This is a genomic window from Pseudomonas arcuscaelestis (genome assembly GCF_016881005.1).
Taxonomy (GTDB): Bacteria; Pseudomonadota; Gammaproteobacteria; order Pseudomonadales; family Pseudomonadaceae; genus Aquipseudomonas; species Aquipseudomonas arcuscaelestis.
Genome location: NZ_JACOPV010000004.1, coordinates 83,178 through 107,427 on the forward strand (window position 1 = coordinate 83,178; position 24,250 = coordinate 107,427).

Annotated in this window: 23 protein-coding genes; 18 read left to right on the forward strand and 5 right to left on the reverse strand. The window is 59.3% G+C overall.

Going from position 1 to position 24,250, the window contains the following annotated elements:
* The first annotated feature begins 41 nt into the window (after positions 1–41).
* Positions 42–1,250 carry a response regulator gene (locus H8F21_RS06725; protein ID WP_203481053.1) on the forward strand — a complete coding sequence of 403 codons (1,209 nt, stop codon included), beginning with the start codon at positions 42–44 and terminating at the stop codon, positions 1,248–1,250.
* 39 nt (positions 1,251–1,289) lie between these two features.
* On the opposite strand, the gene H8F21_RS06730 is transcribed toward H8F21_RS06725, so the two are convergent.
* Complete coding sequence (locus tag H8F21_RS06730; protein WP_203481052.1) at positions 1,290–2,279, reverse strand: GGDEF domain-containing protein; 990 nt, start codon at positions 2,277–2,279, stop codon at positions 1,290–1,292.
* 135 nt (positions 2,280–2,414) lie between these two features.
* Entirely contained in the window at positions 2,415–3,599 is a 1,185-nt protein-coding gene (gene desA, locus H8F21_RS06735; protein ID WP_203481051.1) for a delta-9 fatty acid desaturase DesA, read from the reverse strand.
* A gap of 148 nt (positions 3,600–3,747) precedes the next feature.
* On the opposite strand from desA, the gene dibA reads away from it, so the two are divergent.
* From dibA to H8F21_RS06800, 13 genes are all read left to right on the forward strand, one after another.
* Positions 3,748–5,643: a phosphodiesterase DibA gene (dibA, locus tag H8F21_RS06740; protein WP_203481050.1), complete on the forward strand. Its 1,896-nt coding sequence runs from the start codon at positions 3,748–3,750 to the stop codon at positions 5,641–5,643.
* Positions 5,644–5,812: 169 nt separating this feature from the next.
* On the forward strand, positions 5,813–5,995 hold the full coding sequence (oscA, locus tag H8F21_RS06745; protein WP_007941032.1) for a sulfur starvation response protein OscA: 183 nt from the start codon (positions 5,813–5,815) through the stop codon (positions 5,993–5,995).
* A 74-nt stretch (positions 5,996–6,069) separates the two neighbouring features.
* Positions 6,070–7,077, forward strand: a complete 1,008-nt coding sequence (locus H8F21_RS06750; protein WP_203481048.1) for a sulfate ABC transporter substrate-binding protein — start codon at positions 6,070–6,072, stop codon at positions 7,075–7,077.
* 87 nt (positions 7,078–7,164) lie between these two features.
* The gene (cysT, locus tag H8F21_RS06755) at positions 7,165–7,983 is read left to right on the forward strand and encodes a sulfate ABC transporter permease subunit CysT (RefSeq protein ID WP_136473971.1); all 819 of its coding nucleotides are present in this window, start codon (positions 7,165–7,167) and stop codon (positions 7,981–7,983) included.
* A 14-nt stretch (positions 7,984–7,997) separates the two neighbouring features.
* Positions 7,998–8,870, forward strand: coding sequence for a sulfate ABC transporter permease subunit CysW (gene cysW / locus H8F21_RS06760; RefSeq protein ID WP_203481046.1), 873 nt, complete (start codon positions 7,998–8,000; stop codon positions 8,868–8,870).
* A 3-nt stretch (positions 8,871–8,873) separates the two neighbouring features.
* A complete protein-coding gene (locus H8F21_RS06765) occupies positions 8,874–9,863 on the forward strand; it encodes a sulfate/molybdate ABC transporter ATP-binding protein (protein ID WP_136473973.1) in 990 nt (329 codons plus the stop codon).
* Positions 9,864–10,196: 333 nt separating this feature from the next.
* Positions 10,197–12,539 (forward strand): TonB-dependent receptor, encoded by a 2,343-nt coding sequence (locus H8F21_RS06770; protein ID WP_203481044.1) that lies wholly within the window; start codon positions 10,197–10,199, stop codon positions 12,537–12,539.
* Positions 12,540–12,782: 243 nt separating this feature from the next.
* Positions 12,783–13,583 (forward strand): energy transducer TonB, encoded by an 801-nt coding sequence (locus H8F21_RS06775; protein ID WP_203481042.1) that lies wholly within the window; start codon positions 12,783–12,785, stop codon positions 13,581–13,583.
* Between the two features lie 27 nt (positions 13,584–13,610).
* Positions 13,611–14,333 carry a MotA/TolQ/ExbB proton channel family protein gene (locus H8F21_RS06780; protein ID WP_203481040.1) on the forward strand — a complete coding sequence of 241 codons (723 nt, stop codon included), beginning with the start codon at positions 13,611–13,613 and terminating at the stop codon, positions 14,331–14,333.
* Between the two features lies 1 nt (position 14,334).
* Complete coding sequence (locus H8F21_RS06785) at positions 14,335–14,736, forward strand: ExbD/TolR family protein (RefSeq protein WP_203481038.1); 402 nt, start codon at positions 14,335–14,337, stop codon at positions 14,734–14,736.
* A gap of 202 nt (positions 14,737–14,938) precedes the next feature.
* Complete coding sequence (locus H8F21_RS06790) at positions 14,939–15,520, forward strand: alpha/beta hydrolase (protein ID WP_203481036.1); 582 nt, start codon at positions 14,939–14,941, stop codon at positions 15,518–15,520.
* A gap of 65 nt (positions 15,521–15,585) precedes the next feature.
* Positions 15,586–16,527, forward strand: a complete 942-nt coding sequence (locus H8F21_RS06795; protein ID WP_203481034.1) for a sigma 54-interacting transcriptional regulator — start codon at positions 15,586–15,588, stop codon at positions 16,525–16,527.
* 172 nt (positions 16,528–16,699) lie between these two features.
* A complete protein-coding gene (locus tag H8F21_RS06800) occupies positions 16,700–17,485 on the forward strand; it encodes a MetQ/NlpA family ABC transporter substrate-binding protein (RefSeq protein ID WP_136473980.1) in 786 nt (261 codons plus the stop codon).
* Positions 17,486–17,629: 144 nt separating this feature from the next.
* On the opposite strand, the gene H8F21_RS06805 is transcribed toward H8F21_RS06800, so the two are convergent.
* Positions 17,630–19,999, reverse strand: a complete 2,370-nt coding sequence (locus H8F21_RS06805; RefSeq protein ID WP_203481029.1) for a penicillin acylase family protein — start codon at positions 19,997–19,999, stop codon at positions 17,630–17,632.
* Between the two features lie 84 nt (positions 20,000–20,083).
* Here H8F21_RS06805 and H8F21_RS06810 point away from each other — a divergent pair, with 84 nt between their 5' ends.
* Positions 20,084–20,632 carry a sugar O-acetyltransferase gene (locus tag H8F21_RS06810; RefSeq protein ID WP_203481027.1) on the forward strand — a complete coding sequence of 183 codons (549 nt, stop codon included), beginning with the start codon at positions 20,084–20,086 and terminating at the stop codon, positions 20,630–20,632.
* On the opposite strand, the gene H8F21_RS06815 is transcribed toward H8F21_RS06810, so the two are convergent.
* The gene (locus H8F21_RS06815; protein WP_203481025.1) at positions 20,629–21,198 is read right to left on the reverse strand and encodes a DUF6436 domain-containing protein; all 570 of its coding nucleotides are present in this window, start codon (positions 21,196–21,198) and stop codon (positions 20,629–20,631) included. The two genes, H8F21_RS06810 and H8F21_RS06815, sit on opposite strands and share 4 nt — an antisense overlap.
* 99 nt (positions 21,199–21,297) lie before the next feature.
* Between H8F21_RS06815 and bipL the strand changes: the two genes are divergently transcribed.
* Complete coding sequence (bipL, locus tag H8F21_RS06820) at positions 21,298–22,239, forward strand: phospholipase BipL (RefSeq protein WP_203481023.1); 942 nt, start codon at positions 21,298–21,300, stop codon at positions 22,237–22,239.
* Here bipL and H8F21_RS06825 read toward each other — a convergent pair whose 3' ends face one another.
* On the reverse strand, positions 22,240–22,989 hold the full coding sequence (locus H8F21_RS06825) for a DUF2059 domain-containing protein (protein ID WP_203481021.1): 750 nt from the start codon (positions 22,987–22,989) through the stop codon (positions 22,240–22,242). It lies immediately after the preceding gene.
* A 113-nt stretch (positions 22,990–23,102) separates the two neighbouring features.
* Between H8F21_RS06825 and H8F21_RS06830 the strand changes: the two genes are divergently transcribed.
* Both H8F21_RS06830 and H8F21_RS06835 read left to right on the forward strand, forming a co-directional pair.
* Positions 23,103–23,738, forward strand: coding sequence for a 2OG-Fe(II) oxygenase (locus H8F21_RS06830; RefSeq protein ID WP_203543911.1), 636 nt, complete (start codon positions 23,103–23,105; stop codon positions 23,736–23,738).
* Entirely contained in the window at positions 23,725–24,222 is a 498-nt protein-coding gene (locus H8F21_RS06835; RefSeq protein WP_203481020.1) for a 2-thiouracil desulfurase family protein, read from the forward strand. Before H8F21_RS06830 ends, H8F21_RS06835 begins: the two co-directional genes overlap by 14 nt.
* Positions 24,223–24,250 lie beyond the last annotated feature (28 nt).

Sequence of the window (24,250 nt, forward strand, 5' to 3'; positions counted from 1 at the left end):
GTGCGCTGGATTGCGTGTAGAGAATTATTGGAGAGTTGAGTATGAGCGTTGTCACCCCCCCCACGGCTCCTTGCGTGCTGATTGCCGAAGGCGACCCCTGGGTGCGGGAGATGCTGAGTCAGATGCTCTTGAGTGTGCGCTGTGATGCGCGCCTGCAGGTGTGCGCCGACGGCTCGCAAGCGTTGGCAGCGCTATCCTGCCAACCTGATCTGATTATTGCCGCACGCGAATTGCCCGGTGGCGATGGCCTTGATCTGCTGCGCAACGTACGGGCAAAAGGTCGTCAACCGGCGTTGCCGTTCATTCTCATGAGCAACCGTAGCGACAGTGCCAGCGTGCGCGAGGCGTTGCCATTCGCGCCCACAGCTTACCTGAGCAAACCGCTGAATATGGATTCCCTGCGCCATCGGCTGGAAGAGCTGTTGATCAAGGTGGGGGAGCAAATCGCCTGTCCGGTGCCACCGTTGCAACCAGGCATGACCTTGCCACGCTTTCTCGAAGGGCGCCGGGCTACGGCAGATGGCGGACCATTGCTGGCGGACGTGCAGCAGGCAATCAAGCGCAGCTTGAACCCGCAGGGGCTCAACCTGAAAACGCTGGAAGAGGAAATCCGTAATGACCCGCAGATTACTGCGGTACTGATCGCTGCAGCCAATAGCGCCGCGTTGCACCGTGATGGCGCCGTGCAAACGTTGTTGCAGGCACTGAACAAGCTGGGCACCACCCAGAGCATGAACCTGATTCTGGGGCTGACACTCAAGCGCAGTGCCAAGCTCAGCGACCCTTTGCTGTCGCAACACGCCGAGCACTTCTGGGCGCTGTCATTGCACGCTGCCGAATACGCACGCACCCTGGCACGCATGCTTGAGCTGGACCAGGAACGTTGCTACTGCGCAGGTCTGTTGCATTGCCTGGGGGATCTGGCGTTGCTACGTTGCCTGCAGGAATGGCGGTTGTCCGGCGGGGAGCTGGATGAGGATGGCATCGAGTTGTCGCTCAATGAATACGGCGCGGCTTTCGGATCGGCGCTTCGCACTCGCTGGCGCTTGCCGCTGGAGTTGCGCGAGTTGATCGCTGCGATCTACCAGCTGGGCGGCGGTGTGTATTCGCGCGAAGCCTTGGTAATGAACCTGGCGGGGCAGCTGGCGCGCTTGCCGGCAGACCAGGGCCTGGAGGCGTTGGCTGAAAGCAGAACGGCACGGCTGTTGAAGGTAGGAATGCCCGAGCTGATGCGCTTGCGCAAAGTTTGAGCGGCTGAAATCAGCGGGAGGTCATTGTTCAAGGTGGGGCTAGCCAATCACGATCTGATTCTTGCCCTGCCGCTTTGCCTGATACATCGCCGCATCCGCTCGTGCAAAGAGGCTGTCCAGTGACGCGTCTGGGTCGGTGATGCCCGTCAGCCCCTGGCTAACCGTTACGCCGAACGCCTGGTCTTCATAACTGAAGCTCAAGCACTGAATCTCCCGCTGCAAACGCTCGGCAATCTGCTTGGCGATTTGCGGGTTGCAGCCAGGAAACACCGCCGCAAACTCTTCTCCACCAATGCGTCCAAACAGGTCACCACGGCGCAGCACGGCCTTGCCAATGTCGGCAATGCGCTGAAGTACCGCGTCGCCTTCCTGATGGCCATAGGTGTCGTTGATTTGCTTGAAATCATCGATATCCAGTAACAGGAACGACAACGGTGCTTGCTCCCGGCGAGCGGTTTCGAAAGCTTGCTCGGCGCAGTCGAAGAAGTGTCGGCGGTTGCTGCTTTGGGTCAGCACGTCGGTGGTGGCGAGGCGTTGCAGTTCGCCTTCAAGTAGTTTTTTCTCGGTAATGTCTTCAGCCATGCCAACCACTATCAGTCGATCGTTGTTGTCTGGCTGTTGATTGATAAAGCACTTGTCGCTGATCCAGCGCACACGACCTTCAGCATCGATGATGCGGTACTCGCGATCTTCCACGGCACCCTTGACCAGCACCTCGGCCAGGCTGCGTTCGGCGTAGTCCAGGTCGTCAGGGTAGATGCTGTCGCGCCATTCGTTGAAATCAGCCAGCAGCAGCCCTGCCGAACGACCAAAAATTCGTTCGTACGCGGGGCTTACGTAAAGCACCTGGCGCAATTCCCAGTCGAACGCCCAGAGCACGGCATTGACGCTGTCGAGCAGCGAGCTGAAGAGTTGTTCTCGTTCGCTCAAGCGCGCCACTTCGCCTTGTGCATGCATGAGTGCCAGGAGCGTCTGGGCGAGTTCAGGGGGTGTGCTGTGGGGTTGAGACAACGGTTTCTTATTGACCATTTGCGCGGAACTTCTCACACAGAGGCGGGCGGCCATGACCTGGCCCGCCGCAGGGGCGTAGTGCCAGTCAGAGTGAAAATAAGCGGTGAAGTTCCGACAGGCGCGCCCCGCAGTGGGGCGCGCCGATCAACGGCGTTAGCTCAAGGCGGGGCGCAGGGAGTAGGTTTTGAGCTGGGCGGCGAAGTCGCGCAGCGACTGGATACCGCTGGCTTCGGCCTCGTGTACCCAGTCTTTCATGGCCGCCAGCATGTCGTGACCGTTGGCGCTGGTGCGCAGCCAGATTTGCTGCAGGGCCAGGCGTTTCTCGTAGATGGTCTTGAGTGCCTGGCTGTGCTCGAACATGGTCTGGATACGGGCGTGATGACGGTCTTCCAGCAAGCTGGTTTCTCGTGACAACAGGCGCTTGGCGCGACGGAACTGATGGCGAACCGAATCATCGACCCGCGCCAGTTCCTGTTTGACCAGGGGCGCGATTACCAGCTTGCGGTACTGGGCCATGATCTGGAAGCGGTTGTTGAGGATCGCCATTGCCGTGTCCATGTCCAGCTGGCCCTTGCCTTCGACGCGGTGGGCGATAGGCGCAACGCGCTGCACCTTGGCCAGGCGCAGGAAGCAGAACAGCTTGATCCATGCCCAGCCCATGTCGAACTCCCAACGTTTGACCGACAGCTTGGCCGAGTTCGGGTAGGTGTGGTGATTGTTGTGCAGTTCTTCACCGCCGACGATGATGCCCCAGGGCACCAGATTGGTGGCGGCGTCGCGGCACTCGAAGTTGCGGTAGCCCACGGCATGGCCAAGACCATTGATGACGCCGGCTGCCCAGAATGGAATCCACATCATCTGCACCGCCCAGATGGTGATGCCGATGGTGCCGAACAGCAGCAGGTCGATAACCGCCATCAAGGCGATGCCGCCCAGCTTGTAGCGCGAGTAGAGGTTGCGCTCGATCCAGTCCTCAGGGCAGTTCTTGCCGTAGATGCGCAGGGTTTCCGGGTTGGTCGCTTCTTTGCGATACAGTTCGGCACCCTTGCGCAGCACGGTGGACAGCCCCAGGATCACCGGGCTGTGCGGATCGTCGACGGTTTCGCACTTGGCGTGATGCTTGCGGTGGATGGCAGTCCATTCGCGGGTGTTCTGCGCGGTGGTCAACCACAGCCAGAAACGGAAAAAGTGCTTGAGCCCGGCGTTCAATTCCAGCGAACGGTGGGCTGAGTATCGGTGCAGGTAGACCGTGACACTGACGATGGTCACGTGGGTCATGACCAGGGTAACTGCCAGCAGTTGCCAAGCCGACAAGTTGAGCAAACCTTGGTACCACATAGGCGATGGGGCCCTCGAAAACTTAGGGAACAGCGCAAGCATTATCCCTGCACCGACAAATAAAACCAGTCGGCCTTTTAGATAGGAGGTCACGGGATGTTTCTACCCTATAATCCCCCATTATTTTTTGTGGGCTTGTCAGGATCTTATGTCTGCTTCCGTTCGAGACGCCATGCGCATGGCTGCGCTTTATCTGGTGTTGTCCGTGCTCTGGCTGGCGCTTTCTGATCAGGTGTTGGGCAGCGTTTTCGATGAGCCGGTGCAACTGGCGCGCTGGCAGTTGTTCAGTGCGCATGTCTGGGTGCTGTGCAGTGCGTTGCTGATTTTTACTTCTCGTGCGCGCTTGTTGAGTTTCATTGGTCTTGGTGCGCGCTTGCGCCGCGAGGACCGGGAGCGGCTACGCATGGCCGCAGCGGTGTTCGACAGTACCCTTGAAGGTGTGCTGGTGACTGATCGGCAAGGTGTGATCGTGCACGTGAATCGCGCGTTCATGCGCATTACCGGCTACGAAAAGGACGAGGTTCTTGGCCAGCGACCGAGCAAGTTCAAATCAGGCCGCCATGCACCGGAGTTCTACCAGGAGATCTATTCGACGCTGACTGAAAAGGGCGAGTGGAGCGGAGAAATCTGGAACCGGCGCAAGAGTGGTGAGGTGTATCCGCAATGGCAGACCATCTGCGCCATTCACGACGACAGCGGAGAACTCAGTCACTACGTCGCGGTGTTCAGTGATATCAGTGCGATCAAGCACTCCGAGCGCGAACTGGCTTACCTGGCCCATCATGACCCGCTCACCGATTTGCCCAACCGTATACTGTTCAACGATCGCGCCGAGCAGGCGCTGACCGCAGCCCAGGCCAACAAGCGCGGGTGTGCCTTGCTGCTGCTGGATCTGGACCACTTCCAGAGCATCAACGACGGCCTTGGACACAATGTAGGCGACCAGTTGCTCAAGCTCGTAGGTGAGCGCCTCAAGACGCTACTGGGCAGCGGCGTGACCCTGGCGCGCCTGGGGGGCGACGAGTTTGCCGTGCTTACCGAGCAATGCCCGCAGGTCGGGCAGGCTGCAGCATTGGCGCAAAGCATTATCGACGTAATGAAGCAGCCCTTCGAAGTCGAGAACCAGAGTCTGTTTGTCAGTGTCAGCATTGGCATCAGCCTGTTTCCAAGTGATGCACTGAGCGCAGAACAGCTTTTGCGCAATGCTGACTCGGCGTTGTTCAAGGCCAAGTCCAGTGGTCGTGCGGATTATGCGCTATACACCGAAGAACTGACCGCCCATGCCCAGCAGCGAGTCGAGACTGCGGGTGAGCTACGCAGGGCGCTGGAGCACGAGGAGCTTCGGGTTTATTACCAGCCTGTGCACGAGCTGAGCAGCGGTGCGATGGTCGGCGTTGAAGCGTTAGTGCGTTGGCAGCACCCGCAGCGCGGATTGGTTGCGCCGGGTGAGTTCATTCCCATTGCCGAGCGCACAGGGCTGATTGCCGAGATCGATACCTGGGTGTTGCAACAGGCTTGTTCACAGATGGTGCAGTGGCAGGCAAACGGGAGACCGATACAATTCGTCGCGGTGAATATATCCAGCCGCTTGTTTGGGCATCGGGACCTCTACCTGCAAGTGGCCAAGGTCCTGCATGAAACCGGTCTGGCTCCAGCCATGTTGGAGCTGGAAGTAACCGAAAGTGCGGTAATGGAAAATCCCGAAGTCGCCCTGGAGCAATTGCACCGCCTACGTGAGTTGGGGCTACGGCTGGCCATCGATGACTTCGGCACCGGTTACTCTTCACTGCTGCGGCTCAAGCGCTTGCCAGTACAGAAGCTCAAGATCGACCAAGGCTTTGTGGCGGGCTTGCCTTGCGATGAGGATGATGCGGCGATTGTCCGGGTGATCATCGCATTGGGCAACAGCATGGGTATGCAAGTACTTGCCGAAGGTATCGAGCAGGCCGAGCAAGCGCAGTTCCTGCTGGAGCATCAATGCCTGCTGGGGCAGGGCTACTGGTTTGGACGACCGGTTCCGGCGCAGCAATTGCGTTGGCAATGACTGGCCCAATGGCGGGGCAATCCCCCGCCTAAAGGTGTTTTAGTTATATAAAAATTCTTAAATAGTATTTTTAAGAATAATCACGCCCCCCTAAGATTGCCCTCAAGCCAGGCGCAGTCGCCCTCTGTTACGCAACTGCACGGTTCCCTTTATTCATAGGAGCACGAGCATGAGCGCATCTCTGCGTAGCGTTGACGGTCAGGACGAAGCCACCATTCTGCGCGAAATTCAGAGCGCGCTGCGCGACCTGCGCTTCGGCGCGGTGGAAATTACCGTGCACAACGCCCAGGTCGTGCAGATAGAACGCAAGGAAAAGTTCCGCCTGCAGAACCCCGGCAACAAGCCCAGCTGATACCTGTGGGAGCGGGCTTGCCCGCGATGAATGCGCCGCCTAATTAGAAAAATACGCCAATCGGGAGCTTCACCATGTCAATCCGCCGTTATGCCCTGGCAGCACTCGCCAGCGCCGTTTTTGCCGGTTCTGCTATCGCCAAGGATTACGAGTTGTTGAACGTTTCCTACGATCCGACTCGTGAGCTGTATCAGGAGTACAACGCTGAGTTCATCAAGCACTGGCAACAGGCTCACCCGGACGACAAGGTGAAGATCCAGCAGTCCCACGGCGGCTCGGGCAAGCAGGCTCGAGCAGTGATCGATGGTCTGCGTGCCGATGTGGTGACCCTAGCGCTGGCCGGCGACATCGACGAAGTGGCCAAGCTGGGCAAGGCCCTGCCAGACAGCTGGCAGAAACGCCTGCCTGATGCCAGCACTCCGTACACCTCGACCATCGTGTTTCTGGTGCGCAAGGGCAACCCCAAGGGCATCAAGGACTGGGGTGATCTGATCAAGAAAGACGTGTCGGTGATTACCCCTAACCCGAAAACTTCCGGCGGCGCTCGCTGGAACTTCCTCGCCGCCTGGGCCTATGGCCTAAAAGCCGGCGGCAGCGAAGCCAAGGCCCAGGAATACGTGAAGCAGTTGTTCCAACATGTACCGGTACTCGACACCGGCGCCCGTGGCTCGACCATCACCTTCGTCAACAACGGTCAAGGCGACGTGTTGCTGGCCTGGGAAAATGAAGCCTTCCTGGCGCTCAAGGAAGACGGCGGCGCTGACAAGTTCGACATCGTCGTACCGTCGCTTTCAATTCTCGCCGAGCCACCTGTGGCCGTAGTCGACAAGAACGCCGAGAAGAAGGGCAACGAGAAAATTGCCGAGGAATACCTCAAGCATCTGTACAGCCCAGCCGGGCAGACCATCGCCGCAAAGAACTTCTATCGTCCGCGTGATGAGAAAGTCGCCGCCGAATACGCCAAGCAGTTCCCCAAACTGGACCTGGTAACTATCGACAAAGACTTCGGCGGCTGGAAAACTGCCCAACCCAAGTTTTTCAATGATGGTGGCGTGTTCGACCAGATCTACACCGCGCAGTGAAACGTGGCCGATAGGATAGTCGCCGTTCAGTAGCTAGCATGGGCCCGGGATCTGTCCCGGGCCTCGTGCGTTCAACCAGGGACCTTTATGTCACGTCGTATCTCCCCCGTCATACCCGGCTTCGGGCTGACGCTGGGTTACACCTTGGTGTACCTCAGTCTGATTGTGCTCATACCGCTGGGGGCCATGTTTGTACATGCCGCCCAGCTCACCTGGGAGCAGTTCTGGGCCATCATCAGTGCGCCGCGAGTAATCGCTGCACTCAAGCTGAGCTTTGGCACTGCCCTCTTCGCTGCCATCATCAACGGCATCATCGGCACGTTGTTGGCTTGGGTTCTGGTGCGGTACACCTTCCCGGGCCGCAAGATCATCGAGGCGATGATCGACTTGCCGTTCGCGCTGCCGACTGCCGTGGCCGGTATTGCCCTGACCGCGTTGTATGCCCCTGCAGGCCTGGTCGGGCAGTTCGCCACCGATCTGGGCTTCAAGATTGCCTACACCCCATTGGGCATTACCCTGGCATTGACCTTTGTTACCTTGCCGTTCGTGGTACGCACGGTGCAGCCGGTGCTAGCAGACATTCCTCGGGAAGTCGAAGAAGCGGCTGCCTGCTTGGGTGCCAAACCGCTGCAGGTGTTTCGCTATGTGCTGTTGCCGGCACTATTGCCCGCCTGGCTGACCGGTTTTGCCCTGGCGTTTGCACGCGGTGTCGGTGAGTACGGCTCGGTGATTTTCATCGCCGGCAACATGCCGATGAAAACCGAGATTCTGCCGCTGCTGATCATGGTCAAGCTTGACCAGTACGACTACACCGGCGCTACCGCCATCGGCGTGATGATGCTGGTGGTTTCCTTCATTCTGTTGCTGCTGATCAACTTGCTGCAGCGGCGCATCGAAACCCCTTGAAGGAGGCCACGTCCATGTCTGCATCTACTCTTGGCGCAGCCGCTTCGGCCAATGCCGCTCGCCGTGGCAGTTCTATATCGCGGCGAATTCTGATCAGCCTCGGCTGGTTGGTATTTGCCCTGTTCCTCTTGTTGCCGCTGATTATTGTGGTATCCCAAGGCCTGAAAATGGGTTTGGGAACCTTCTTTGAGGCGATCTTCGAGCCTGACGCATTGTCGGCGTTGAAACTGACGCTGATTGCCGTGGCCATCTCGGTGCCGTTGAACTTGGTGTTTGGCGTCAGCGCTGCCTGGTGTGTGAGCAAGTACACCTTTCGCGGCAAGAGCATCCTGGTAACGCTGATCGACTTGCCATTTTCGGTATCGCCGGTCATTGCCGGTCTGGTCTATGTGTTGATGTTTGGTGCCCAAGGCTTTTTCGGGCCGTGGTTGCAAGACCATGACATCCAGATCGTGTTTGCCTTGCCGGGCATTGTGCTGGCAACCATCTTCGTCACCGTGCCCTTCGTTGCCCGTGAACTGATCCCGTTGATGCAGGAGCAGGGAACCCAGGAAGAAGAGGCTGCGCGCCTGCTGGGTGCCAATGGCTGGCAGATGTTCTGGCATGTAACGCTGCCTAACATCAAATGGGGCCTGATCTACGGCGTGGTGCTTTGTACTGCGCGAGCAATGGGTGAGTTCGGTGCCGTGTCGGTGGTCTCCGGCCACATTCGCGGGGTGACCAACACCTTGCCGCTGCATGTCGAGATCCTTTACAACGAATACAACCATGTCGCGGCTTTCAGCGTGGCCAGCCTGTTGCTGATCCTGGCGCTCTTCATCCTGCTGCTCAAGCAGTGGAGCGAGTCCCGCATTAACCGCCTGCGCCATAGCGCCGCGGAGGAATAATTCATGTCGATCGAAGTTCGTAATGTCAGCAAGCGCTTCAACGCTTTCCAGGCCCTGGACAGCATCAACCTGGATATCCACAGCGGCGAGCTGGTGGCGCTGCTGGGTCCGTCGGGCTGCGGCAAAACCACGTTGCTGCGGATCATCGCTGGGCTGGAAACGCCGGATCAAGGCAGCATCGTGTTCCATGGTGAAGATGTCTCCGGGCACGACGTGCGTGATCGTAACGTCGGCTTTGTGTTCCAGCACTACGCGTTGTTTCGCCACATGAGTGTGTTCGACAACGTCGCCTTTGGTCTGCGCATGAAGCCCAAGGGGGAGCGTCCGAGCGAGAGCAAAATTGCCGAGAAGGTTCACGAGTTGCTGAACATGGTCCAGCTGGACTGGCTCAGCGATCGTTACCCTGAACAGCTTTCCGGTGGCCAGCGCCAACGTATCGCCCTGGCACGCGCCCTGGCGGTAGAGCCCAAAGTACTGCTGCTCGACGAACCTTTCGGTGCGCTCGACGCCAAGGTACGTAAAGAGCTGCGCCGCTGGCTGGCGCGCCTGCACGAAGACATCAACTTGACCTCGGTGTTCGTGACACACGACCAGGAAGAGGCCATGGAAGTCGCCGACCGTATCGTGGTGATGAACAAGGGCGTAATCGAACAGATCGGGTCACCGGGTGATGTCTACGAGAACCCGGCCAGTGATTTCGTTTACCACTTCCTTGGTGATTCCAACCGTCTGCACCTAAGTGAAGGCAACCACGTTTTGTTCCGGCCCCACGAAGTGTCGCTGTCGCGCCATGAAGTCGAAGGGCATCACGCAGCTGAAGTACGTGATATTCGTCCATTGGGTGCAACGACTCGGGTGACGTTGAAAGTCGAAGGGCAGAGCGAGCTGATCGAAGCCGAGGTGGTCAAGGATCATGACAGCCTGAGTGGCCTGGCGCGCGGCGAGACGTTGTTCTTCAAGCCCAAGGTTTGGCAGAAAGTCGCCAACATCTAACACCCTCTCTCTGAGAAATATGCAGGAGTTGGCCTTGCCAGCGATCCAGACACCGCGCACCTGACACCGCGCGGATCTGATCGCCAGCAAGGCTGGCTCCTGCGTCATTTCCGCGCGGTAAAACTCCCCCTGCTCCAACACTCGGCACTTCGCTTGCCGAACGCTTTCGTGCGCCTGTCTGCCATGCATTTTGCTCATGAAAAATATCGGCCAAAGGCATTTGCCCCGCCTGTGTCGGACTCCTTATAAAGGCATTCTCTTATTCGAAATAACTATTTAAATCCATAAGTAAATAGCCGTCAGGAATATGTATTTTCTGGCCAGGAGCCGCCCATGAGCCCGTCCCATCGCCTTGTACCGCTTTCGTCACGACGGCTTCAGCGCCTGCCCCTTGCACTGCTGCTGGCCAGTAGCGCGCACTGGTTGCCGGCCCAGGCCTCTGAGACGCCAACCACTGCCGTGAAAGCCAGTGACAGCCAGCTCAAGACTGTCACCGTAACCGCCCGGCGCCGCGAAGAAAGTGCGCAGGACGTGCCGACACCCATGAGCGTTCTCGACGGCCAGGCGTTGGAAAGCCAGCGTGTGTACCGTATTCAGGATTTGCAGCAACTGGTGCCGAGCGTCAACGTCGCCTACATGCATGCTCGCCAGTCCAGCGTGTCGATTCGCGGCCTAGGCAACAATCCTGCAAGCGATGGCCTGGAAGGCAGCGTGGGCCTGTACCTGGACAACGTTTACCTCGGGCGCCCGGGCATGGCGGTGTTCGACCTCATGGACATCGAGCAGCTTGAGGTGCTGCGAGGCCCGCAAGGCACCTTGTTCGGCAAGAACACTACCGCGGGGGTCATCAACATCAGTACTCGTGCACCCAGCTTCACCCCGGAGCGCAGCATTGAAACTTCGGTGGGCGAGGATGGCTACTTCCAGACCAAGGGCACCTTGTCCGGGCCATTGAGTGATGAGCTGGCTGGACGAATCTCGGCCTACCGCACCCGCAGTGATGGCGACATCAAGAACGAATATGATGGCCACACTCTCAATGGCGGCTCACGCCAGGGCTTTCGTGGTCAGTTGCTGTACAAGCCCAACGAGCAGTTCAATCTACGCTGGATTGGCGATTACAACGAAGAAGACTCCAGTGCCGGCACCCGTTTGCTGTACAGCACCGGGCCGACCATCAATGGCGTCAACCGTTACGAAGCGCGGGCCAAGGCGGCAGGTGCAACGCTGATCGACGGCAGCAAGCGCAAGGTCAACCTCGACAGTGACCAACAGGTAACGGTGTTCCAGGGCGGCACCTCGTTGGAGGCGAACTGGACCCTGGACAACGACTTCACCCTGACCTCGGTCAGTTCCTACCGATGGTGGGATTTCACCCCGCGCAACGACGAAGGCCTGAATGTGCCTGCAGCATACAATTCCGGGGTGTCCGTTCGCGACAAACAGTACTCGCAGGAGTTTCGCCTGGCGTCGCCCACCGGTGGCTTCTTCGACTATGTACTGGGCGCGTATTACTTCGGCTCCGATCTGGATAACAACTCCTTTGTCTATTACGGGCCGCAAGCGGACATCTGGAACGGTACGCCGGCAGGCGCCCTGGCCAATGTCACCACCCTCGGCAAGGGCCATATCAAGACCGACAGCTTTGCTTTGTTTGCCCAGGGCACTTGGCACCTTACCGAGCGCCTGGACTTTACCGCTGGCGTACGGGGCACCTATGAAGAAAAAAGTGCCTGGGTCAATCGTGACGCACCCGTGGGTGGCGCTGATGTGACCGGTGCGGCAGCAGCTGCCCGCCAGGGCCGGGTGGGTGCCTATAACTCGGGCGATCTCAACCAGTACAGCTCAAGCCCATCCGGGCTGCTAAACCTGAGTTATCGCTTTACCGAGGATCTTCTCGGCTACGCCACCTTGTCCCATGGCGAGAAGTCCGGTGGGGTCAACCTGGCGGTAGCGACCGCGCCGGTGGCAGGCGCCGATTCGCTGCTGGTCGGTACCGAGCGCGCCAACAATGCCGAGCTCGGTCTCAAGAGCACCCTCTGGGATCGCCGCCTGCAACTTAACGCCAACCTGTTCTGGACCGAGGTACATGGCTACCAGACCAACGCCTACGACGAAGCCAACCGCGTGCAATACCTGACCAACGCCGGCTCGGTGCGCTCGCGTGGGGTGGAAGTGGAAAGTACCTTGGTGCCGATTCGTGGCCTGACACTGAACCTGAACGGCTCCTACAACGATGTTCGGTACCTCTCCTACAAAGACGCGCCGTGCGCACCGGAGGTCGCCCTGCAGACAGGCGCTCCTGCCGCCTGTGATTTGTCCGGCCATCAGGTAGTCGGCGCCTCGAAGTGGATCGGCAATGCCAACGGCCAATACCAGTGGGACCTGGATAACGGCCTGCAGCCCTACGTCACTGCCAGTTACGCATTCCGCTCCAAGGCAGTGGGCACGGTCGAGGACTCCGACTTCGCGCAGATTCCCAGCTATGCCGTCGTCAATTTCTCTACCGGTTTGCGTGGCGACCTGGGCCAGGGGCAATGGGATGTTTCGTTGTGGCTGAAAAACGCCTTCGACAAGACGTACTACACCACCCTCTGGAGCGCCGCCAATGGGGGTTATGAAGGCCTGGCGGGCACACCGAGAACCCTTGGGATGACTGGACGCTACGACTTCTGAGCGCGTTTTTCGATGCCTGCCGCGAATACTTTCAATGCGTGGCAGGCATGACCCATTCGACGGTTGAGGCAAAGCCTTGAACGGCGGGGCGTTGGGGTAAGTAGCACGTTTATATATGCCTTCTGGGTCTAATTAATTAGATAAAAGTTACTTTAAGAAATAAGCATTGAGCAGTGATGATTCGCCCAACGAAGGCAGTCGAGCTGCCATCGGTGAAAACACAGAAAGTCCAGGAGCTGATCAATGGGTAATGTCCAGACCGCCGCCACGCTTGATGTGCTTTGGCGCCAAACGCCAAGCGGCGAGTTGGTCGACCTCGGCCGGCCGCACCGTGTACCGCTGGGGCGCCAGCGTTTGCAGCGCACGCCAAAAGGTACCCTGGGTTATCGAGAAAAAGTGCTCTTGGGAGTTTTTGCTCTGGCGCTGCATGGTGCAGTGGCTTATTGGCTCAGCCAGGCACCTGCGCCGCTGCTGCCAGTGGTGGCGCCGGAAATTCCGCCGATGACCATCGAGTTTTCGCAACCGGCACCGCCTGTGGTCGAGCCTCCACCCCCTGCGCCTGCACAACCGGTGGTGGAACCACCGCCACCAGTGATCGATGAGCTGGCGGCTAAACCCGCACCTAAACCGGTGCCTAAACCCAAGCCCAAGCCGGTTGTTAAAGCTCAACCCAAGCCCACGCCCGCGCCCGCGCCTGCACCGAAGGCCGTTGAGCAACCGCCTGCGCCGCCACAACCGCCGGCTCCACCGGCACCTGCAGCGGTGACGCCGGCCTCGGCCAACGCGGGTTATTTGAAGAATCCGGCGCCGGAATATCCGGCACTGGCGCACAGACGGGGTTGGGAAGGCACGGTTCTGTTGCGGGTGCATGTGCTGGCCAGCGGTAAGCCCGGGGACATTCAGCTGCAAAAAAGCAGCGGTCGCCAGCAGCTCGACGAGGCGGCACTGCAAGCGGTCAAGCGCTGGAGTTTTGTTCCGGCCAAGCAGGGGAACGTGGCCCTCGATGGCTGGGTGAGCGTACCCATCGAATTCAAGATCCACTAATTCGCGCTAATAGAGAGAGTATTGATCATGACGTTATTGGCATCCCCCCTCGAATCCATCGAAAGCGCGGTGATCTGGCTGCTGGTGGCTTTTTCTGTCGTCACCTGGGGTCTGGCCCTGGTCAAGGGCGCGCAGTTCGTACGTTTGAAAAACCAGGACAAGCGCTTTCACAAGCAATTCTGGGCCGCTTCCAGCCTGGACGCCGCGGCTGAGCTGAGTGAAAGCCAGCCCGGCGCCGCTGCGCGGGTGGCACAGGCAGGCTATGCGGCCATTGCTGTCGGTGAGCCTGGTCAAGCCACTGACCTGAGCCAGGCCATTAACCATCAGGACCGTCTGGAGCGCGCCTTGCGCCAGCAAATTGTGCGTGAGCGGCGCTCTCTTGAAACTGGCCTGGCCGTGGTCGCCAGTATTGGCAGTACCTCGCCGTTCATCGGCTTGTTCGGCACGGTGTGGGGCATCATGGAAGCACTGAAGGGTATCAGCGCTGCAGGCTCAGCCAGCCTCGAGACCGTTGCTGGTCCGATTGGTGCGGCGCTGGTCGCCACGGGTGTGGGTATTGCCGTCGCAGTACCGGCAGTGCTGGTTTACAACTACTTTCTGCGGCGTTTGAAGCTCACCGCTGCCGATCTCGATGACTTCGCCCATGACTTCTACAGCCTGGCGCAGAAGAGCGCTTTTCGGGTTCTGGTTCATCCAGCCGCGTACAAGCCAGCCAACACCAGCCCGCAAAAAGTGAAGGAGGCCTCCTGATATGGCTTTCTCAACCCAGGACAGCGACGAAGTACTCAGTGAGATCAACGTAACGCCGCTGGTAGACGTGATGCTGGTATTGCTGGTGGTGTTTATCGTAACCGCGCCACTGCTCACCAACGCTATTCCCATCAACCTGCCAAAAACCGAGGCGGTGGCCCCGGTTGAACAGAAGGACCCGTTGGTGGTGAGTATCGATGGCGCTGGCAAAGTGTTCATCAACAAGGACGAAATCCAGCCGGAGCTACTGGAAACCAGTCTGCAGACCGCCAAGGCCAAAGACCCGGAGCTGCGCGTACAACTGCAGGCTGACGATGGCGTGAACTATGGCGAAGTGGCACGAGCCATGGCCTCGATCGAACGCGCGGGCATCACCCGCTTGTCGGTGATCACTGCTCGCTAAGCAACCTGTTTCAGGCAAGTCTTCAGGGGCCATTCCTCGGCAGGGGATGGTCTCTTTTTTTTAGCTGCACGTTTCAAGCGGCAAGAAGTAGAGTGTCGGAATGGTATTTTGGTTATTAATAAATAGCTTCTTATTCCTTTACGAATATAACCATGGCCCTATACTTAGCTTCAAGCACGCAAAACCCAGCAGGAGGCGCCCCATGCGCAACACCTCTATCCGTTACCTGATTGTGCCGGGCTGGCAAGGATCGCCAGAGGATCATTGGCAGAGTCACTGGCAGCAGGTACTGCCCAACAGTGCGCGGGTCGAGCAGCACGACTGGTTAACCCCGCAGCGTCAGGATTGGGTTGCTGCACTCGAGCAAGCCGTGGCCGCGGAGGATTCGCCGGTCATTCTGATTGCCCATAGCCTTGGCTGCATCACGGTTGCGCACTGGGCCGCGCAGGCCAGCGTCAGCTTGCTGCGTCGGGTGCGCGGGGCGTTGTTGGTAGCACCGGCGGATGTCGAGCGTCCGACCTGTGCACTCGCGTTGCGTAACTTTGCGCCGATCTCGCAGCAGGTGTTGCCATTTCCAAGTCAGGTGGTCAGTTCCGACAACGATCCGGCAATCAGCGCCCCGCGAGCGATGCAGTTGGCGCGCGCCTGGGGCGCCGAAGTTGGCTTTCTTGCTGGCGCCGGGCATATCAATGTGAAGTCCGGGCACCGTCGCTGGGAGCAGGGTTTCGCCTATCTGTATCGCCTGCAGAATCGCCTGGAGCAGCACGCGCTTCGCCGCGCCTGATTCCAGGCCCTGTCATTTTTCCAGATTCAACGCCCGGCCCCAGATGCTGACGGCGGGAGCTTGCCATGAGTAATCACGACACCTTCGGTCAGCCGCTGCTGACCTTTCCCGAGTCGGACAAAAGCCCGCTGAGCATTCGCGCCAAGGCGCTGGTGTTTGTCGACCAGCGTTCGCGGCAATTGCGTGAGGAGCTTGAACGGCTCGCGCCATTGGCGCTACCCGTGCTGATTCGCGGCGAGACGGGCACGGGCAAGGAGTTGTTGGCCCGGCAGATCCACCGTGCCAGTGATCGGGGCGGCTTGTTTGTATCGGTCAGTTGTGCGGCGATCAGCCCGACTTATGCCGACGCCGAGTTGTTCGGTTACACCGCCGGCACCCATGGCGGTACGGCCAGCAGCAGGGCTGGATGGTTTGGCTCGGCCAACGGCGGCACCTTGTACCTGGACGAAATAGCCGATTTGCCGCTAGCGATTCAGACCAAGCTTCTCGCCGCGCTGGAAAACCGCGAAGTTACCCGCGTGGGTGCCCAGCAACCGAACCCGGTGGATGTACGTCTGGTGGCGGCATCGAGCATCGACCTGGGTGAAGCGGTCAGTGCTGGCAAGTTTTATGACCGTCTGTATCACTATTTGCGCGAGGGCCATTTGGAACTGCCGGCGCTGCGCGACCGCGTTGGCGATATTCTGCCGCTGGCGGAGTACTTCGTGGGCATCTACAGCCCGCGTCTCAACCTTGCGGTGCCAATGATCAGCGAGGCGGCCCAGCGCGTGCTGGAGTTGCACAGCTGGCCGGGCAACACCCGCGAGTTGGAAAACGTCATTCACTTCGCATTACTGGTGAGCAGTGGCGACGAGATTTTGCCGCAACACCTGAACCTGCCGACGCCGCTGCAAGCCTTGGCCACTCAGCTTGATCAATTGTGCAATCGCGCGGTGGCAGGCGAGCGTCATGCCTTGCAAAACGTGTTGGAGCTAACCTTGACGCGCCTAACCAAGGGTGTGGCATAGGGCTAGACACGTCTGCTGCTCGTTCAATGCCTATTTGGAATAAGCGGCGAATTAAAAGATATTGTTCTGGTATAAAAATTATCGGTATTGTCCGCATCAAGCCAGCTATCAAAATGCTGGCAACCTATTTTTGCCGTCGACCGATGGCGCTGTATTCGAATAAGGACTGCGCATGAAAAAGGCTCTGTTGTTCACTGCTCTGGCGGCCGCTCTGTCGGTTGCAGGTTTTGCCCATGCTGGCGAAAAGCTGGTAGTTGCAGCTACCCCTGTGCCGCATGCCGAGATCCTTGAGCTGATCAAACCGACGCTGGCAAAAGAAGGTGTCGACCTTGAGATCAAGGTATTCACCGACTACGTGCAGCCAAACGTTCAAGTTGACCAGAAGCGCCTGGACGCCAACTACTTCCAGACCTTGCCCTACCTGAAGAACTTCAACGAAGGTAAAGGCACGCACCTGGAAACTGTCATCGGCGTACACGTTGAACCTTTCGGTGGCTACTCGAAGAAGGTCAAGAGTCTGAGCGAACTGAAGGACGGCGCCACGGTTGCCATTCCTAACGAAGGCAGCAACAGTGGCCGCGCCCTGCTGCTGTTGCAAAAGGCTGGCCTGATCACCCTGAAAGATCCGAAGAATGCCCTGGCAACGCCAAAAGACATCGCTGAGAACCCGAAGAAGCTGAAGTTCCGCGAGCTTGAGTCGGCCATGCTGCCGCGTGTGCTGGATCAGGTCGACCTGGACATGATCAACACCAACTATGCACTGGAAGCTGGTCTGAACCCTGCCAAGGACGCCCTGGTAATTGAAGGTGCCGACTCGCCTTACGTGAATTTCCTGGTAGCGCGTCCAGACAACAAGGACAGCGATGCCATCCAGAAACTGGCCAAGGCGTTGACCAGCCCGGAAGTGAAAACCTTCATCGAGAAGAAGTACAGCGGCGCAGTATTGCCGGCGTTCTGATTGCCATCCGAGCCAACGACTGGACCTTCTCTACGAAAGCGGGCTTGCTCCGCAGTGCGGTGTGATTGACACGCTGCGATCGAGTTAGCGTTGCATGGTATGTAAACCGAGGCCCTATTGATCGGACCTCGGTTTTTCCATGTTCTATTTACCGGGCAACAACCGCAAGGTGCTCTGCGCCGGAATCACCCCCATCTGCGCCTTGTGGTATTTCCCTGCAATATAGTCCTTGGCTTGATCGGCATAGTGCGGATCGAACAATACGCCGCTTTGTCCCACCGGGTTGATGGTCAGTGCGTGACCGGCATCGGCAAAGTCGATCAGGCGTCGAGTCGACGGGCCATAGGTGACTGGCCAAGGCGCCGGGCCCATCTTTGCCGACAGGTTGTTCGGCACTTCATGACTTCCCGGCGCGGCGAAGGGGCCGACGTTGAACAGCAGGTTCAGCGGTTTCTGCGAGCCCAGTGGGTGATTGTGGGTCAAGGTATGCGCTTTGCCCCACTGCCAAGTCGTAGGGTCCTGGCCAAGGGTTTCGCGTAAATGCGCAAGGCTTGCTTGCCAGGCTTGCCTGACCGCACTTGTGCGGTCGCCATGCTCGCTGCTGCCATGTTGTCCCCACCAAGGCGAGTGAGCGTCTGCGGCAAGGCGTGGCATGGCCGCATCAATGACGCGAGTGTTAATCATGGTCTGGAACCAGGCATCACCGAGTTCGTCATGCAGGGCTGCGTAAGCCAGGTCGTAGAGGAACTGGTTGAATAAGGTGGCACTGACCGAATCCAGCGGATAATCGCCATTCCAGCTCGCCAACTGCTCGACCAACTCCTTCTCCTGCTCGCCAGAGGCTATTTCGCGCAAGGTGCCCACCAGCGGCGCCAAGGTACGTCGTCCGTAGTCGGTAGAGGTATCGAGCTGCAGCGCTTGGCTGTTCTGTGTATCCCACTTGGTCTGTGGATCAGCCAGATGGCGATCCAGCTGTTGACCGCGGTCGGGCATGTTGTAGTAACCCGGAATGGGCATGGCCGCAGGTGGCTGATAGTTGGCCGAGACGATGTAGCCGCTAGCCGGGTTTTCCTGCTGCGGGTTGGCGCTGAAAGGATAGAAACCGAGCTTGTCAGCCTGTGGTGTACTGCCGTCAAGGATAAACGCCGGGTTGACGCCATCCGGGCGAATCGGAAGCTGTGCTGCGGCCCACCAGCCAATGTCGCCAAGGGCGTTGGCCCAAACCAGATTGAGTCCGGGTGCCTGAACCTTTGTTGCGGCGGCGCGCATCCTGTCCAGGGTGTCGGCGCGGTTGATCTGGTAAAAGCCGTCGAGCAGCGGATTCTCACTTTCAAGGAACGCCCACCACATGGCAATCGGCGTGGGTCCGGCATTTTCGCCCAGCACATTGTTGACGATGGGGCCGTGAGGCGAGCGGCGCAGCGTGATGGTTACCGGGTCTTCACCCTTCACCGCGATTTGCTCATGGGTAACGGCCAAGGTTTGCCATTGACCGTTGATACGCACCTGATCGGGATTGGCTGGATTGACCTGCTCTGCGATCAGGTCGACGTCGTCGTTCTGGAACATGGTCAGGCTCCAGCCGAACTCACGGTTGTGTCCCAGCAATGCGAAGGGGTTGAGCGCTTGGTGATAACCGTAAAGATTGAAGCCGGGCGCCGACAGTTCCGCTTCATACCAGACCGCGGGTACGGCAAAACTGATATGCGGATCGCCCGCCAGCAACGGCTTGCCACTGCGGGTACGGCTGCCGGATACAGCCCAGGCGTTGCTGCCTTCGTACTGTGGAATACCCGCTTCGCTCAGGGCTTGCTGACTGACCCGAGCCAGGTGTTCCAGGCTTTTCCAGTCGGCTTGTGCCAGCGGCGGGCGGGTGTGCAGAGCACCTTCGGGGTTCCAGTCGAGGTCGAAGATTTTCAGGTACTCGCCACCCAGTTGGTCGCGCACGAAGGTCAACGCCGGTTCGGTACGAAAGGCCGCGGCAAAGCTATAGGCCAGGTATCCGGCAATGCTTACGGTGTCCTGGGCGGTGAAGGGACGCGGTGGGATCCCCAGTACATCGAATTCCATGGGTTTCGGGTGACCGGCCTGCCAGGCGTTGACGCCGTCGAGGTAGGCCTGCAGCGCGAGCCAGGCGGGTGCCTGTTTGTCCTGACGCTCAACATAGCGTTCGGCTTGTTCGCGAATGCGCAAGCTGCGGAACAGTGTGTCGGTGGGCAGCAGTTTGCTGCCGAGCACTTCGGCTAGCTCGCCGCGTGCAAGGCGGCGGATGATTTCCATTTGGAACAGCCGATCCTGAGCATGTACGTAGCCCAGGGCGCGATACATGTCGATTTCGTTGGCGGCCTGGATATGCGGTACGCCGCGGGTGTCGTAACGCACACTGACCGGGGCTTGCAGGCTGGCCAGGGTCACCTGGCCATCGCGCTGCGGCATCTTGCCGTGCACATACCAGTAACCACCGCCAGCTGCCGCGGCAATGACCACAGCGAGAACAGTCAGGCTGCGCTTCATCAGGACTCCTTGTACTTTTTAGCGGATTTTGTGGTCCGATCATCGAGGTAAACCTGGACAGAAGATAGTCCCAAAGGAGGCATGATGAATCTCAGCGAAAAACAGAAGATGCTCGCCGGTCAGCTCTATCACGCAAATTGTCCAGAGCTACAGGCCGAACAGGTCGCTAACAAGCATTGGATGCAGCGCTACAACAACAGTGCCGAGTTACTCAACGAACAGCGCCATGCGTTGCTGGAAGAACATCTCAATGCGGTCGGCGATGGTGTGGTGATTCGTCCACCGTTCTATTGCGACTACGGCTACAACATCAGTATTGGCAGCAACGTGTTCATGAACTTCAACTGCGTTGTGCTCGACGTTTGCCCGATCAGCATTGGTGATGATTGCCAGATTGGACCGGCTGTGCAGATCTATGCCGCGGATCATCCGCTAGACCCCAAGGTGCGCCGCAGCGGCCTGGAAAGTGGGCGTGCGGTGAAGATCGGCAACAATGTGTGGATTGGTGGCGGGGCGATCATCCTGCCCGGGGTGACTGTTGGTGACCACGCCGTCATTGGTGCCGGCAGTGTGGTGACGCGCGATGTGCCGGCCAGGGCGACGGTAGTGGGTAATCCGGCGCGCTTGCGTTAGCCGTCCCACGGGCAGTAGCAACCCACCGCCAGGGTGTGGGTGGCGCTGACTGCCCGACCTTGGCTCAACGCCAGCAGAATCGGCTCGATGAAGCTGTTGCTCGAATTGCAGGTGGCCCCTTCGCTGTAAGGGCCAAAATAGGCAAGGTTGCCCTGGCGGTCCCAGATTGCGACGGCGGGGCTGGCAGGCAAGTGCTCGGCGCCCGGCAGCCCTGCGAGCGGCTTAAGTGCACTCAAGGTGCTCGGCAACTGTCCACGACTGCCGGGCTTTTGCACCGCATAGAACTCCACACCCTGTGCTGCAAAGTGCTCGATCAGTTCGGCCAGGTGCTGCTGGTTACCGACATTGCACGGGCAGGCAGGGTCCCAGAAGTGCACCAGACGGATTGCGCCAGGCCCCGCGATGGTCGGGGGTAGCTGCAGGCGGTCGCCAGAAAACAGCGCGGTCTGGTTGTCGAAGGTGCGCAGGTAGCGACTCTGGAAGTTGTCATAGGCCCACCACACACCCGCGGCGCAAATTGCAGCGATTATCAGGCTGAGCACTGTGCGTTTTGAGGCGGCGAGCATGAGGGCAAGTTCCGGAAAAAGTTGCCTAGCTTGCCATGCCGCTGACGACAGCTGAATATCACAGGTCAATATCCCGCTTTTGCTGTCTGGAAATTCTCTATGCCCGCGTCATTTCAGCCCGACTCGTTACGCGCCAGCCTGCTCCCGCTGAGTGCGCGTCAGCCGTTATCGACCCAGGCTCAGGCCTATCAGCGTTTCTATGGGCTGGATTTGCCTGCCCGCAGGGACGCTGTGCAGCGCTGGCTTGGACGCTTCGAGGCAGCCGGTTACGAGCTGGTGGGGCAGGTCTGGCTGCCAGCGGCTCCGGTGGCGACGCTGGTGTTGCTGCATGGTTTCTACGACCACATGGGTTTGTACCGTCACGTGATCGACTGGGCCCTGGATCAGAGTTACGCGGTTATTGCCTGCGACCTGCCAGGGCATGGTCTGTCCAGCGGAGCGCGGGCCAGCATCGATGATTTTGCAGACTACCAACAGGTGCTGCTGGCACTGTTCGAGCAGGGGCGTGCGCTTGACCTTCCGCAGCCTTGGCATTTGTGCGGGCAAAGCACGGGTGGCGCGATTGTTATTGATCACCTGCTTTACGGCGATGGGCAAAGCCCGGCTCAAGGTGAGGTGATTCTGCTGGCACCTTTGGTGCGGCCTCGCGCCTGGCGGTGGTCGAAACTCAGTTATCGGCTGTTGCGCCCATTCGTCAACGGCATTGCGCGGCGCTTCAGTGAAAACAGTAATGATCCGACGTTCTTGCCATTTTTACAGACGGACCCGTTGCAGCCACGGCGTTTGCCAACGGCATGGGTGGGGGCGTTGGTGGAGTGGGTAAAACGCATAGAAGCAGCGCCGGCCAGTATGCGCCGCCCCTTGATTATCCAAGGGCAGTCAGACATGACCGTGGACTGGCCGCACAACCTCAAGGTACTCCAGGAGAAATTCGCCGCGCCGCAGATTCTGCTGATTCCCGAGGCGCGCCATCATCTGGTCAATGAGCTGCCAGCGATCCGCCAGCGCTATTTCGAATTTATCGATCAGCGCCTGGGCTGATCACTTCAGCTCGGAGGTGCTCTGGCCGACAGCCAGTCCCGCACGAATCGCGGCCAGGGCGGCCTTGTAGTAAGCCTTGCCTTCTGCCGATTCGGCAAAAGTGGCGAACTCGTCCAGCTCTTCATCCGACAGGTCGCGATACACATACAGCAGGGTGTTGTTCAGCTCGCTGCCGATTTGCTGCATCAAGCGCTGGCGTTGACCGTCCAGCAGGCCTTGCGCCTGGCCACCGCCGAGCAGGCCGGGGATCATCTGGCTGAGGCTGTCTGCCGCAACCCCGGCAATCGCCAAGCTGACCTCGGCACCGGCTTCACGGGCAGGCAGGGCCTGGGCGAGATGGCCAATAATCAGCAGGCGATTGTCGCTGGCTTCGATCTTGGGCAAACCCTTGGCATTCTTGGCCAATTGATCGCGGCGGGTGGCCAGCAGTTCGGCGGCGACGATCTTGCGCCCCAGCGGGGATTGGAAGAACGCCAGCGCCGGGGAGGGGTTGCTGAGGTTGGCGCGCAGTTGGGTTTGCGCACGCTTGTCCACTGCCTGGGCCTGGAAGCGCTGGTTGCTGTTATTCACCAGGGCTTGGTAAACGGCAGGCGGCAGGCTATTGCGATAGCGCTGCTGGGCGGCATCGAGGGCATCGGTAAAGTGGGCGCGCTGCTCGGGCCAGCCGGCGACCTTGTAGAGTTGGTCGAGGCTGTCTGCCCAGACAGGCGTGGTGCTGATCATTACAAGCAGAAAAAACAAACGGCGCATTCAGGACTCCTGTCGGCAGGGCGCTATTGTCTTGGCGTTGCCGGGCTTTGTCGAGAAGCCATTGCATACTCTCAGCTAAGTGGCGCTGTCGGTTTTCGCAGCAGATGGATACTATGCGCGGCATGCCTCTATCTCCTGAACACCCGCTGCTGTTGCGCATTGTCGACGACCTGGCCACCTGTGGCTGGTCTCAGCAGGACATCTTCCTTCCAGCGTCCCTGACCCTGGCGCTGGCGGCTGAGTGTCGTACCCGCGCCGCTGAGGGCGAGCTGGCACCTGCAGCGGTAGGGCGGGGTGCTACTCAGGAGGTTCGCGAGGGTATTCGCGGCGATCATATCCAGTGGCTGGAGCCGGGTCAGGCCGAGTCGTGCGACCAGTACCTGGAACTGATGGAAGGCCTGCGTGAAGCCCTCAATCGTGGGTTGTTCCTGGGCCTTGAGGACTTCGAATGTCACTTTGCCCTGTACCCGCCAGGGGCGTTTTACCGCAAGCACCTGGACCGCTTCCGAGATGACGATAGACGTACAGTATCGGCGGTCATCTATCTGAATGCCGATGATTGGACGCCCGACGATGGCGGCCAGTTGCGCATGAGCCTCAAGAACGGTGAGGAGCACGATGTGCAGCCCATCGGCGGTTGCCTGGTGGTATTCCTCTCGGGTGACATTCCTCATGAAGTGCTGCCGGCCCGGCGCGAGCGCTTATCGGTCACCGGATGGTTCCGCCGACGTGGCAATGAGCCGTTCTGAATTGCCCAGGGTTTTGGTCAGCGCTTGCCTGCTGGGCCAGCCGGTACGCTACGACGGCCGCACCAGCGGTCACCCGGACCTGCTGCGGCATTGGCAGCGCGAAGGCCGTGTCGTGCCTTTGTGTCCGGAAGTGGCAGGAGGGCTACCAACGCCACGAGCCCCTGCTGAAATTCCCGGGGGCCAGGGCGGCGCCGTACTCGATGGCAATGCCCAGATAGTCACGGTGGATGGCGAGGATGTCAGTGCGCAGTTTTTGGCTGGTGCACAACGGGCGCTGGAACTGGTTCGTCGTCACGGCATACGTATCGCCGTGCTCAAGGCGGGTAGCCCTTCGTGCGGTAATGTGCTGACGTACGATGGCACGTTCAGTGGCACCAAGGTGAGCGGTGAAGGGGTAACCACAGCGCTTCTACGCCGCGAGGGTGTGCTGGTTTTCAGCGAGCTTGAACTTGAGTCGGCAGAGCTGGCATTGAACCAGCTCTGAACTTTGAGTTTTCGCGGGGTGAGCCTGC

Excerpts from the sequence above, each read along its gene's own strand:
- H8F21_RS06815 (WP_203481025.1), bottom strand. The coding sequence starts at position 21,198 with ATGCTCGCCGCCTCAAAACGCACAGTGCTCAGCCTGATAATCGCTGCA.
- cysT (WP_136473971.1), top strand. The coding sequence starts at position 7,165 with ATGTCACGTCGTATCTCCCCCGTCATACCCGGCTTCGGGCTGACGCTG.
- dibA (WP_203481050.1), top strand. The coding sequence starts at position 3,748 with ATGTCTGCTTCCGTTCGAGACGCCATGCGCATGGCTGCGCTTTATCTG.
- H8F21_RS06790 (WP_203481036.1), top strand. The coding sequence starts at position 14,939 with ATGCGCAACACCTCTATCCGTTACCTGATTGTGCCGGGCTGGCAAGGA.
- H8F21_RS06765 (WP_136473973.1), top strand. The coding sequence starts at position 8,874 with ATGTCGATCGAAGTTCGTAATGTCAGCAAGCGCTTCAACGCTTTCCAG.
- desA (WP_203481051.1), bottom strand. The coding sequence starts at position 3,599 with ATGTGGTACCAAGGTTTGCTCAACTTGTCGGCTTGGCAACTGCTGGCA.
- H8F21_RS06800 (WP_136473980.1), top strand. The coding sequence starts at position 16,700 with ATGAAAAAGGCTCTGTTGTTCACTGCTCTGGCGGCCGCTCTGTCGGTT.
- H8F21_RS06780 (WP_203481040.1), top strand. The coding sequence starts at position 13,611 with ATGACGTTATTGGCATCCCCCCTCGAATCCATCGAAAGCGCGGTGATC.
- H8F21_RS06770 (WP_203481044.1), top strand. The coding sequence starts at position 10,197 with ATGAGCCCGTCCCATCGCCTTGTACCGCTTTCGTCACGACGGCTTCAG.
- bipL (WP_203481023.1), top strand. The coding sequence starts at position 21,298 with ATGCCCGCGTCATTTCAGCCCGACTCGTTACGCGCCAGCCTGCTCCCG.
- H8F21_RS06835 (WP_203481020.1), top strand. The coding sequence starts at position 23,725 with ATGAGCCGTTCTGAATTGCCCAGGGTTTTGGTCAGCGCTTGCCTGCTG.
- H8F21_RS06830 (WP_203543911.1), top strand. The coding sequence starts at position 23,103 with ATGCGCGGCATGCCTCTATCTCCTGAACACCCGCTGCTGTTGCGCATT.
- H8F21_RS06775 (WP_203481042.1), top strand. The coding sequence starts at position 12,783 with ATGGGTAATGTCCAGACCGCCGCCACGCTTGATGTGCTTTGGCGCCAA.
- cysW (WP_203481046.1), top strand. The coding sequence starts at position 7,998 with ATGTCTGCATCTACTCTTGGCGCAGCCGCTTCGGCCAATGCCGCTCGC.
- H8F21_RS06750 (WP_203481048.1), top strand. The coding sequence starts at position 6,070 with ATGTCAATCCGCCGTTATGCCCTGGCAGCACTCGCCAGCGCCGTTTTT.
- H8F21_RS06825 (WP_203481021.1), bottom strand. The coding sequence starts at position 22,989 with ATGCGCCGTTTGTTTTTTCTGCTTGTAATGATCAGCACCACGCCTGTC.
- oscA (WP_007941032.1), top strand. The coding sequence starts at position 5,813 with ATGAGCGCATCTCTGCGTAGCGTTGACGGTCAGGACGAAGCCACCATT.
- H8F21_RS06785 (WP_203481038.1), top strand. The coding sequence starts at position 14,335 with ATGGCTTTCTCAACCCAGGACAGCGACGAAGTACTCAGTGAGATCAAC.
- H8F21_RS06805 (WP_203481029.1), bottom strand. The coding sequence starts at position 19,999 with ATGAAGCGCAGCCTGACTGTTCTCGCTGTGGTCATTGCCGCGGCAGCT.
- H8F21_RS06795 (WP_203481034.1), top strand. The coding sequence starts at position 15,586 with ATGAGTAATCACGACACCTTCGGTCAGCCGCTGCTGACCTTTCCCGAG.
- H8F21_RS06730 (WP_203481052.1), bottom strand. The coding sequence starts at position 2,279 with ATGGTCAATAAGAAACCGTTGTCTCAACCCCACAGCACACCCCCTGAA.
- H8F21_RS06810 (WP_203481027.1), top strand. The coding sequence starts at position 20,084 with ATGAATCTCAGCGAAAAACAGAAGATGCTCGCCGGTCAGCTCTATCAC.
- H8F21_RS06725 (WP_203481053.1), top strand. The coding sequence starts at position 42 with ATGAGCGTTGTCACCCCCCCCACGGCTCCTTGCGTGCTGATTGCCGAA.